This window comes from Verrucomicrobiota bacterium (genome assembly GCA_027622555.1).
GTDB lineage: Bacteria > Verrucomicrobiota > Verrucomicrobiia > Opitutales > UBA2995 > UBA2995.
Genome location: JAQBYJ010000022.1, coordinates 1 through 11,303, shown reverse-complemented (window position 1 = coordinate 11,303; position 11,303 = coordinate 1). Strand labels below are relative to the sequence as shown.

Sequence of the window (11,303 nt, the reverse complement as noted above, 5' to 3'; positions counted from 1 at the left end):
TATCCGAGTCAAGCGTTCTACGACGAAAATTTAGTAAGGATTTTAACCACCAGCTAATCGACACGAAAACGGTTGCCAGCAAGGTATTGAAGGTCGATTGAACCACCTGTTGTTCATTTCCAGAATTTTTTTATATATTCTAGACTTGGAGCGTCTATTTATCGATTCTTTCGGCTCCTTATTCCCGGGATGGGGTTTGGATGAGTCGATAGTAAACAAATCATATGAAATTGGAAAAACGTCCAGTATTGCTAGTGATCCGAGATGGTTGGGGAGCAAATCACAACCACGACCACGACGCATTTAATTGCGTCAAACAGGCTAACATACCGGTTTCCAATAGGTTATCGGAAAATTGGCCCAGAACAGAGTTAGCTGCGTGTGGATTGGATGTCGGGGTTCCTGTCGGAGTAATGGGCAACAGCGAGGTTGGGCACCAAAACATTGGCGCTGGACGGATCGTTGACCAGGAGGTGGTCCGAATCACAAAAGCATTTGAGACTGGAAGCATTCGTGGGAATGAAACGCTCCAAGCCGCTTTCGATCGTGTGAAGGCCGGCGGCCATTTGCACCTGCTTGGCATTGTTTCAGACGCAGGCGTTCATGGTTTACTAGAGCATCTGTATGGGCTTCTCATAGAGGCAACGGCGGCAGGGCTGGATGAAGTTTACATTCATGCTTTTACCGACGGTCGTGATACTTCGCCCCACAGTGGTCTGGGCTATATTCAGCAAGTCGAAGCAAAATGCGCTGAACTTGGTATTGGCAAGATTGCCTCCGTATGTGGGCGTTTCTGGAGTATGGATCGCGACAACCGCTGGGAGCGCGTATCTCAAGCCTACCATATGTTGACTGGGAAGGAAGCTGGTAACACAGCTGGCTCCGCTGCCGAGGCTGTTCAACATTACTACGATAATCCGTTGGATAGTTCCAGAACAGGTGACGAATTTGTGCCGCCAACCTGGGTGGTTGACCAAACCGGCGCACCGCTGGCCACCATTGGTAACGGCGACTCGGTTGTTTTTTATAACTACCGGGGTGATCGCCCTCGTGAAATAACCCGTGCATTTATCGAAGAGGGTTTTGCCGAGTTTGATCGGGGTGAAAAGCTGGATCTTTTTTACGCCGGCATGACCGATTATAAAAAGGATATGCTTGATCATATCATTTTCCCACGTGTTGGAAAAATGGCTAACATTCTGGGAAGCTATTTAGCGGACCATGGCATGACTCAATTTCGCTGTGCTGAGACTGAGAAGTATCCGCACGTGACTTTCTTCTTTAACGATTATCGTGAAGAACCTTTCCCTGGGGAAGAGTGGGGGATGGCGCCGAGTCCGAAAGTGACCACCTATGATTTGGCCCCGGAAATGTCTGCCGAAGAGGTAAAGGAACTTACTAAAGCAGCTATCCTTTCGAAGAAATACGACTTCATGTTAGTCAACTTTGCCAATCCGGATATGGTTGGGCACACAGGTTCGATGGAAGCAGTGAAAAAAGCCTGCGAAAAAGTGGACAACTGCCTGGGTCAACTCCTGGAAGCCATTGACGCTGCAGGAGGTGTTGCCCTGGTAACTGCCGATCATGGGAACTGCGACCAGATGTGGGACCCAACCGTGGACGGTCCTCACACAGCCCATACTTTGAATCCGGTTGAACTTGTTGTTTATGGTAAAGGCTGTGAAAGTTTGAAACTAATTTCCTCCGACGCACGTCTAGCTGATATTGCACCCACTGTATTGCATTTTCTTGGACTCGATAAACCATTGGAAATGACAGGACAAAATTTAGTTATTGAGTAATCTGCCTTCATGTATCCCCGGTTAATAGCTTTCTTTGCCATCCTGACCTTGAGTTCGGCCTCGCTCTTTTCTCAAAGCGACGCGGCTTATGAGCTTATGCGTCTCGAGGATGTGAAACCTGGCATGGAAGGTGAGTGGCGTACGGTAATGTCGGGTACTGCGATCGAAACATTTCCGCTGCGGGTAATTGGAATCGCGGAGCACTTTGTCGGTCCTAACCAACCCGTCATTATTTGCGAAGCGATCGACAAAGTTAATATTTTATCGGGTCCTGTTGCCGGGATGAGTGGAAGTCCTGTTTTCATCCAGGGCAAACTGGTTGGGGCCTATGCCTATGGCTACACCTGGCCAAAGGAACAGGCTATTATTGGAGTAACGCCGATTCACAACATGCTTCCTGTTTTCGAAGATAAGGGGAGCGGAGTGGCTTCTTCTGGTTCCGTGAATTCGTACTGGAAATCGGTGGAGCCGACTAGTCGAGGACGGCTCGGGGAATATCAAACAGTGCTTCAGCCACTTCCGGCCCCATTGATCGCATCCGGAATCTCAGAGGCCACTTTAAACGCATTCAGCGGCGAATTGGATAAGCTCGGCATCACAATGTTGAATGGACCAGGTGGTGCCTCTTCTACCGAGTTGTCCGGCCAGATCGAAGCTGGTTCCGCTGTATCTGCCATCCTGATGCAGGGTGATTTTAATTTCGGCGCGACCGGTACGGTTACCCATGTAGACGGTGATCAGTTGCTTGCGTTCGGGCATCCATTTTTTCAATGGGGCTCTGTGGAGATGCCGTTGGCCCAGGCCGAGATCCTGACGATAGTCCGTTCCATGTCCTCTTCTTTCAAATTGTCGAATATGGGAGGTCAGGTGGGTCGGGTATATCAGGATCGACTCACAGGTATTGCCGCGGAGTTGGGGCCGGTTTCACCGATGATCGATTATTCTGTGTCCATTTCCTATCCGGATTTCGAAGACAAGAAATTTTCGGCAAAGATGTTTCGGCATCCTCGACTCGGTCCAATCGTCGGCGCTATGGCTACCATGGAATCGCTGAGAGGTGGTCTGGAATACTCGGAGGAACTAACGCTTCGGGTGAAGACCGAGGTTAAGGTTGAAGGATATGATCCTATTGAAGTGACCGATATTTTTGCCGGCAATGGGGTAGACAATGCGGCCGCTTTTCAACAACTGGCTATTCATCAGCTGATTGCTGACAACACGTTTGACCCGCCTCCGATTGAATATTTCAAGGTTTCTATCGAGTCGAGACCTGTCACCGAGATAAGCTACCTTGAGGCCGTTTATCTCCACGAAGAAAAGGTTAAATCCGGGGATACGGTTAACCTTACTCTACAAATAAAGAATCATCAGGGTAAGCGCTTTTCCAAACAAGTTTCATTTGTTCTACCCGAAGAAGTAAGAAAAGAACGTGTTGAAATATTGGTTACCGATGCGATTTCAGCCGATCAGGTGGAGTTCGAAGGATTTTACACCGCTTCCCGATTTGAACACGTGTTAGAGCGAATCAAGGATTTGAAAAGCCGCGATCACATTTACGTCAAACTCTTGCGCCAAGCTCCCGGAATTAGTTTTGAAGGCCAGCATTTGGCTGGTTTACCGCCTTCTACCTTAGCATTACTCAAGAATGCGAAAGGTCTCAAGATTGATAAAAATACGAGTCGCGAGAGCGGTTTTGAAATGAAAATACCGATGGACTCAGAATTTCGCGGCAGCGCATTACTACCTCTAAATGTTGATTGATATGAAACTTACTCAAGTCGCCTTTGCTTTCCTGGTCTCCGGTGCATTATTAACCGGACGCACTATTGAAACGGTCCACCAATCTTTCGAGCAATTCAGCAAGGGTAAATTGAGTCAGGTCTCGCTTCACACCAATGGATATTTGTTACCTGCTCCGTCTTTGGAAACACTTGCTGAGATTGATGCACCCATCTTGTGGGACGTCGAATTGGATTCCAAAGGAAACCTGTATCTTGGGAGCGGAAATGAAGGCGTAATTTATAAGGTAGGGGCAGATGGTGAGGTTACCACCGTATTTGAGCCAAATCGGCTGATGGCTCGGGCATTAGCAATTGATAGTCGGGATCAGGTATATGTATCGGTATCTCCCGATGGAATGCTCTACCGCATTTCCCGTGACGGCGATGTGGACGTTTTCTTAAAACTACCGGACGAATATGTCTGGGATATGGTTTTTAGTGGCGACCAGTTATACCTCGCCACGGGTTCGCATGGGAAGATTTATCGAATCAATACCCGCTCCAAATCTCCAGAAGCGGAAGTATTTTTTGATTCCGAGGAAACGCACATAACCTCCTTGGCGTTCGAAGCAGATGGTCACCTACTCGCTGGTAGTGCGACTCACGGCCTGTTATATCGCATTGATGCCGAAGGGGAAGGAGAGGTGATTTACTCGACCGGTGAAAGAGAAGTCCGGACCATACTTCCACAGCCTGATGGATCCATTTTTTTTAGTTCGTTCAATCAACCCAGCCGAGCCACAGTTGTAAAGAAAAGCACTTCATCGAGTTCTTCAAGTAGCCAATCGAACAATTCTTCTGGCAGTTCTTTCTTTGCCGACTCTGACGAACCTTCGAGCGGCAATGACAAATCTCCTTCCTATTATGGGCTCACTGTTTCCGGGAAAGATGGGGACTCTGGAGTCGTTTACTGGATGGATCCAGACGGGTTTGTGACGAATTGGTGGTTGGAAAATAAAGTATCTATTTATTCAATGGCACAGTTACCAAACGGGCATCTCATTTTAGGTACCGGAAGTGAAGGGAAACTTTACGAGGTAACAAAACCAAGTGACTGGTCACTGCTCCATTCGTTGGATTCAAGCGGAGAGATAACTGGCATTGTTCCGCTTAAAAAGGAGGGGATGTTCTATCTTGTGTGCAGCAATCCAGGGCGAATATTGAAGTTGGATACCACCAAAGCTTCTGTGGGGTTCTACGAATCTGAAGTTGTCGATTTGGATCACGTATCTCAGTTTGGCAGTTTCCAGGTGTTCAGCGAGCCTTTGGCTGATGGCCAGGTCGGAGTTGAGGTTCGAGGTGGTAATTTGGAAAGCCCGGATCGGACGTGGTCCGATTGGGTCTCGTTGAGCGGCGAACGCGGTGTTTTTCGTAATCCACTTCCTCCATCCCGTTTTATGCAATATAGAGTCTTGTTTGAAAACGAAGAAGCACCCGCGGTTCATCAGATTCGTTTCTTCTCGAGAACTCAAAATTTGGCACCGCTTGTAACCAGTATAAAAGTTTTGGGCTCAGGATATGAAGCGAGAAAGTTTACTACCCAGACTACCGCACCCAATGTGGATTTGGCGCGAAGTTTGAGCACGGGTGTTGAAGAGGAATTCAGCAAACTCGAAAACAAACCAGACCAGGTGAAATTATTTCCAAAACCCGGTGCTCGAACTGCGGTGTGGAGATCCATGGATGGAAATGCAGATGACTTATTGTTTACCGTGAAACTGTCCGCATTGGGGGAAAATACCTGGATCACCTTATCAGAGGACCAGGAGGAGAATTATCTCTCCTTTACGACCCAAGGATTTAAGGATGGTTATTATCTTCTTAAGGTCACGGTGACCGATGATCCGACTAATCCCGCATCGGAAGCGAAAACGGGGGAGCTTATCAGTGAGGTGTTTCTTATAGACAACACCCCACCCATCATCCTGATAAATAGCTACGATCGTGACGGAGATGAGGTGACCTTGAATTTGACCGCTTCGGACAATACCAGCCTCATCCGTCAAGTCACCTACCGACTAAATGGAAACGATAAAGACTCCATTCACCCGGAAGATGGTATTCTTGATGAATCCTTGGAAACGTTCGAACTTATCCTCAATTCTCCGAAAGGTTCTGACCGCAGCTTGTTGGTAGAAATCGAGGATGAAGTAGGAAATGTGACCGCTTTGACGCGGCGCCTCGACTGATATTGATTATTCCATGGTTTTTATACCTCAAAATTAAGTTTGATTTCTCCTCCTTAGTTTCGGTTTATAGCCAGCTTTTCATTTTCCCACTGAGGGAAATCACTTCGAACGAAAGAAATCACATGAAACGGACGCATCATTGCGGGGAACTCAGGTCAGCCGATATAGAATCTTCGGCTATTCTGACTGGATGGATTGATTCGGTTCGCGACCATGGAGGCGTATTATTCGTCGACTTGCGCGACCGGGAGGGCATTACCCAGGTAGTTTTCAATCCCAATACTCAGGATGCTCTGGCCAAGGAATTGCATCATTTGAAGCCGGAGAGCGTTATTCTGGTGAACGGCGTAGTTACCGCCCGCGAGAACGATGCGGTTAACAGCCGTCTCGCCACCGGTGATATTGAAGTCCAGGCTCAAAGCTTTAAAATGCTGAATGCTTCGGAAACTCCTCCGTTTCCGATCGACGATGAAAAAGGGGACAAAGTAAACGAGGATCTTCGCCTGACCTATCGGTACCTGGATCTGCGTCGTCCCAAGAACTTGAAGACCCTAAGGATCAGGCACCGTACTTCAAAAATTATCCGTGATTACATGGACTCTGAGGGATTCCTCGAAGTGGAGACTCCCATGCTGTTTAAGAGTACTCCCGAAGGAGCTCGTGAATACCTGGTGCCCAGCCGAGTGAACCCCGGTGAGTTTTATGCGTTAGCTCAGTCCCCGCAGCAGTATAAGCAAATGCTTATGGTTGCCGGAGTAGAACGCTATTTCCAATTGGCGCGTTGTTTCCGCGACGAGGATGGCCGAGCGGACCGCCAACCCGAGTTTACCCAGGTCGATATCGAAATGTCGTTCATCGATCGTGAAGACATGTATGCCTTGATCGAAGGGATGATGAAGGCTGTTTGGAAAGGAATCCTCGATGTGGATATTCCAACTCCGTTTGAACGGATGTCTTATCTCGATGCCATGAATAACTTCGGAAGCGACAAGCCCGACCGTCGCTTTGGTATGCCACTTACAGACCTGAACGACCTGTTTAAGAATTCGGAATTCAAAGTGTTTAACTCAGTGATCAAGGGTGGTGGTAGCGTAAAAGCGATCAATGCCAAGGGACTTTCCGATATCACCGAGGGCGAGCTCAAGTATTTAACAGACATGGCGGTAAACATGGGTGCCAAAGGCCTGGCTTTCATTAAGGCCCGTGACGGTGGAGAATGGAAATCGCCGATTCTTAAATTCTTTAGTGATGAAGAAATAGCCGCGATCAAGGAACAGATGGATGTCGTTGACGGAGATATCGTTTTCTTCATGGCCGCCGATTGGGAGAGAAGTTGCTCCATACTGGGCAAGGTGCGCCTGGAAGCAGCGGAATTACTTAAAAAGCGCGGTCGTTTGGAAATTGATTCCACTCGATGGGACTTTTTCTGGGTGATCGAATTTCCGCTCATGGTCTATGACGATGAAGCAGGACGATTTGTTTCTGCTCACCATCCGTTCACCGCACCTGTGGTCGAAGATATGAAATACCTGGACGAAGATCCTAAGAAAGTCCGGGGGCAGCATTACGATTTGGTTCTCAATGGCATGGAAATGGGTGGCGGAAGTATTCGTATCCATCAGCCTGGGCTTCAGCAAAAAGTGTTCGAAGAAGTACTTCAACTTCCCAAGGACGTTATTGAGGATCGTTTCGGATACATGGTAAATGCATTCCGATACGGTGCTCCCCCTCACGGTGGTATTGCATTGGGGCTTGATCGTATCATCGGGCTATTGACCGGTTCGCCGAGTATTCGCGACGTGATTGCATTTCCAAAAAATCAGAAAGGCCAGTGCTTGATGTCGAAGAGTCCCGGACCAGCCACTGAGCGGCAGCTACGCGATCTGCATATTCAGACCATCGTAGTAGAAAAAAAGTAGTCACGATTTAGAGTTTCAAAAACCTCATCCAATTATGGGTGAGGTTTTCTATGTACGGGCAGTTCCACTCGACTGGTCAAAATCGACCAGTGTCTCCGTGTAGCGTGCGATAATGAGGGAATTGTTTTCATAATAAGGCTTAAAATAATTCATTTTCGTTCAATCCACTCATCCTCTGTTCTTTTCTGCATCAGCCTGACAAAACGCATCAGGTTTTATAAATGAATGGTAGTTAGTGGATTAGGAGGTATGCGGAAATATTTTTTTATCCGTGGACGGCGTTGGCATATCAGTTGCTAAGCTCAAAGGAGAATTCCGGCTCATAACCATCTAAACATTGATAGCTAACTGATCACCACATGAAGAAACTAAAACCATTAATATTCACTGCCGTTACCTTGCTAGCTGTGTTCAGCTTCGCAACGCATGGCTTTGCTCAGACCGAGCTTGCTGATGCTGCTGCAGCTGTTGCCGAAACCGCTGCGCCCGATAAAGATTACCTCGCCCTAAAAGCCAAATACGGAGAAACATTTGATTTCTTTACCATTAGTGTGCTTTGGACGCTTATCGCTGCTGGTCTCGTGTTCATAATGCATTTGGGATTTGCGACTCTAGAAAGTGGACTCACCCAATCGAAGAACACGGTAAACATACTCTTTAAGAATGTGTTTATTATTTGTATGGGTCTTTTGACTTATGCGGTTTGGGGATTCAACGCCATGTATCCTGGAACTGACTTTGCCGGTGGCTGGTTCGCTTTAGGATCTCCTATTTCTATGGCTGCTTCTGGCGGTACTGATTTTTCATATGGAGGCACTGCGCTCTGTATGACGGGGTGGGCCGACTTTATTTTCCAGGCGATGTTTGCGGCCACAGCGGCCACGATTGTTTCTGGTGCCGTTGCTGAGCGTATCAAGCTCGGTAGCTTCATGGTAATCGGAACTTTGATCGTATTGGTTGCTTACCCGATTACCGGATTTTGGAAATGGGGCGGAGGCTGGTTGGCGGAAATGGGTTTTTACGACTTTGCCGGATCAACCCTGGTTCATGCGTTCGGTGGTTTCGCCGCTCTAGCAGCCGTATTGGTGCTGGGTGCCCGTAAAGGTAAATACCTTGAAGGTGGCAGAATTCGCCCCATCCTCGGTCATAGCATGCCACTCGCAACCATGGGAGTATTCTTACTTTTCCTGGGTTGGTTTGGATTCAATGGAGGATCTGTTTTAAGTGCTAATCCTGAAGCCGTTTCCTATGTATTTGTAACCACAGCGCTCGCCGCTGCAGCTGGTGGATTTTCTTCCATTTTTTTCTCATGGGGATTGTTGAAGAAACCCGATTTGTCCATGGCTCTTAACGGAATTCTGGCTGGTCTGGTGGGAATTACCGCCGGTGCCGACTCGGTAACCTTGTGGTCGGCTGTCGTTATTGGTCTTATCGCTGGAGTGCTTGTAGTGGTCTCGATCCTGTTCTTTGACAAGATCAAGGTTGATGATCCGGTTGGAGCCATTTCCGTCCACGGCGTTTGCGGAATTTTTGGAACTCTCGCTGTAGGTATTCCGTTCTTTAACGGTGGCAATGAAGATCTCAGTTTCTTCACTCAGCTTATCGGAACAGCATCTGTTTCAATCTTTGCCTTTGTCTTCTCGTTTGTTGTTTGCCTTATTGTAAAGGCAGTCATGGGAATTAGAGTCTCAGCAGAAGAAGAGTCGGAAGGTCTCGATATCGGAGAGCATGGTCAGGAAGCATACCCGGACTTCGGTCATGCGAGCCGTTAATGCTTGTTTCCACAGAAACTAACAAATAATCATAAATCAAAAATTTAAATAAAGGTACAATAAATGAAACTCATTTCAGCCATTATTAAGCCCTTCAAATTGGAGGAAGTTAAAGAAGCACTCGCCGAGATAGGGATCGAAGGCATGACAGTCACCGAAGTAAAAGGCTTCGGTCGTCAAAAAGGTCACACTGAAATCTACCGCGGAAGCGAATACACCGTGGACTTTCTTCCGAAGGTAAAAATTGAAATCGCTGTAAGCAGCGATATCGCTGAAAAAGCCGTTGAGACGATTGTCGCTGCAGCGAAGACCGACAAAATCGGAGATGGCAAAATCTTCGTAATTCCGATCGAAGAATCTGTGCGAATCCGCACTGACGAACGTGGCGACGCCGCCATCTAACGTTGGTGCTTAATTAAGTCATTTCAAAAGACCCTGCCTTTATGGCAGGGTCTTTTTTTGTTCTCGAAAGATTAGTCCAAGGGTTTTTTTGATTGAAAACTGATAGAACAGGATTCGGGAATTCACTTTTCAGTGAACACCGAGCTCACGGAACCGGCTTGTCCAGGTTTCGTGAAGCAACTTATTCTCTATCTTTGTTTTTCGAGTAGGTCACCCTCCACGTATTGGTAGATTAATCCAGAGATCTGTGCCTGATGGGGTATTCCCTTCTGGACTGCTTTACGCTGAATCCCCAACAGGTCATGACTGCTTAAGCGGATGTTTATTCTCTTATCCTTCTTAAAAGTGTTCTCGCCGGCGATGGCCAATTGAGCTAAGAGTTCCTTGGATGGTTTTTCGAGGACTGCTTCCCCAGATTCGTATGCCTCTATAATTTCTTTTTCTTCGCTTTTGTTCATTTTAATTCCTCCAGTTCCTTTAAATAGTCTTTGATCACACGGCTTGTTGTGATTCTGTTTCCAATTAAGGTAAGACTCCCGTTTGTTCCATACAAAACACCTTGAATAGTCCGATTCTAATTTCTGATTTCCGCTTTTCGTGAATCTCAAAACTACTTAATTCCCTTTTCCCCATTTTTGTAGACGGTTCGACTTGGGGACATGTCGAGATCGTGTGCATGGAACCCAACTATTCTCAATATTCTCTTACACTTTGATAGGTTTCCTATTATTACGCTTTCCAAGCAAGAAATGCGTCCGAATCACCAGTCTTCATATTTTCTTTTTTCTAAATTCCCGATTTTCATAAAGACATCAACGGATGCAACCACCGTGCCTTCAGCTAGGAGGGCGTCAAAGGCGCTTTCAATTTTTGGGTAATACTTGTCAGTTTTGTAGTTGCTAACCGTGACCATTTTGCTTCTCAGAACGCCGAGGTGTCTAATCGGAGGAAGCGCAGCTTCCGGAGATTTGGACCACCGACTGGTTCGAGTTTTTCATCTTAGATCTTCCGGTTTGAGGCCGGTCCTTTTGGCAATACGCGCAAGCATCCTGGGACCAATCTCTACGCCTTCATGAAAAGCGTATACATAATCATCCCAACCATCCCTTTGTAATATTTTGTGTGACCCCGAACTTCCCTTTTGATGCTCCAGCCATTCTTGAGAAGGGCTTTGAGTACTTTTCTCGATTTCGTCGAAGGCCAGTTACTCATGCGGCCACAACGGAAAACATCTTAGCGAGTTCAGGGATGGGTTCACCGTGGTCGATACGGTCCGCAAAACACAGAAACACATCGATCAGGATAAGAAATCCGTGGATTGGAAAATCGCCTTAGCCCGGGAACTCAGAAAACAAACCAGCGCCACCAACCCGTGGATAGCCGACCGTTTGAATATGGGAGATCCGAGCAACGTAAGTAGGAATGTTAACGCTATGCT

7 protein-coding genes and 1 pseudogene are annotated in these 11,303 nt (G+C 47.2%); 6 read left to right on the top strand and 2 right to left on the bottom strand.

Annotated elements, in window-relative coordinates; all coding sequences use genetic code 11:
- Positions 1-224 precede the first annotated feature (224 nt).
- The 6 genes from gpmI to O3C43_07875 all read left to right on the top strand — a co-directional run bounded on the left by gpmI (position 225) and on the right by O3C43_07875 (position 9,865).
- Entirely contained in the window at positions 225-1,802 is a 1,578-nt protein-coding gene (gpmI, locus tag O3C43_07900) for a 2,3-bisphosphoglycerate-independent phosphoglycerate mutase (GenBank protein MDA1066410.1), read from the top strand.
- Between the two features lie 9 nt (positions 1,803-1,811).
- Positions 1,812-3,563, top strand: coding sequence for a hypothetical protein (locus O3C43_07895; protein MDA1066409.1), 1,752 nt, complete (start codon positions 1,812-1,814; stop codon positions 3,561-3,563).
- 1 nt (position 3,564) lies between these two features.
- Positions 3,565-5,772 carry a hypothetical protein gene (locus O3C43_07890; protein ID MDA1066408.1) on the top strand — a complete coding sequence of 736 codons (2,208 nt, stop codon included), beginning with the start codon at positions 3,565-3,567 and terminating at the stop codon, positions 5,770-5,772.
- A 122-nt stretch (positions 5,773-5,894) separates the two neighbouring features.
- Positions 5,895-7,691, top strand: coding sequence for an aspartate--tRNA ligase (aspS, locus tag O3C43_07885; protein ID MDA1066407.1), 1,797 nt, complete (start codon positions 5,895-5,897; stop codon positions 7,689-7,691).
- A 359-nt stretch (positions 7,692-8,050) separates the two neighbouring features.
- Positions 8,051-9,463 carry an ammonium transporter gene (locus tag O3C43_07880; protein MDA1066406.1) on the top strand — a complete coding sequence of 471 codons (1,413 nt, stop codon included), beginning with the start codon at positions 8,051-8,053 and terminating at the stop codon, positions 9,461-9,463.
- 63 nt (positions 9,464-9,526) lie between these two features.
- The gene (locus tag O3C43_07875; GenBank protein MDA1066405.1) at positions 9,527-9,865 is read left to right on the top strand and encodes a P-II family nitrogen regulator; all 339 of its coding nucleotides are present in this window, start codon (positions 9,527-9,529) and stop codon (positions 9,863-9,865) included.
- A gap of 188 nt (positions 9,866-10,053) precedes the next feature.
- On the opposite strand, the gene O3C43_07870 is transcribed toward O3C43_07875, so the two are convergent.
- Both O3C43_07870 and O3C43_07865 read right to left on the bottom strand, forming a co-directional pair.
- Complete coding sequence (locus tag O3C43_07870; GenBank protein MDA1066404.1) at positions 10,054-10,323, bottom strand: hypothetical protein; 270 nt, start codon at positions 10,321-10,323, stop codon at positions 10,054-10,056.
- A 536-nt stretch (positions 10,324-10,859) separates the two neighbouring features.
- Positions 10,860-11,077: pseudogene (locus O3C43_07865) on the bottom strand (type II toxin-antitoxin system HicA family toxin).
- Between the last annotated feature and the right edge of the window lie 226 nt (positions 11,078-11,303).

Bases quoted from the DNA above. Each gene is read 5' to 3' on its own strand.
- gpmI (MDA1066410.1), top strand. From the start codon at position 225: ATGAAATTGGAAAAACGTCCAGTATTGCTAGTGATCCGAGATGGTTGG.
- O3C43_07895 (MDA1066409.1), top strand. From the start codon at position 1,812: ATGTATCCCCGGTTAATAGCTTTCTTTGCCATCCTGACCTTGAGTTCG.
- O3C43_07890 (MDA1066408.1), top strand. From the start codon at position 3,565: ATGAAACTTACTCAAGTCGCCTTTGCTTTCCTGGTCTCCGGTGCATTA.
- aspS (MDA1066407.1), top strand. From the start codon at position 5,895: ATGAAACGGACGCATCATTGCGGGGAACTCAGGTCAGCCGATATAGAA.
- O3C43_07880 (MDA1066406.1), top strand. From the start codon at position 8,051: ATGAAGAAACTAAAACCATTAATATTCACTGCCGTTACCTTGCTAGCT.
- O3C43_07875 (MDA1066405.1), top strand. From the start codon at position 9,527: ATGAAACTCATTTCAGCCATTATTAAGCCCTTCAAATTGGAGGAAGTT.
- O3C43_07870 (MDA1066404.1), bottom strand. From the start codon at position 10,323: ATGAACAAAAGCGAAGAAAAAGAAATTATAGAGGCATACGAATCTGGG.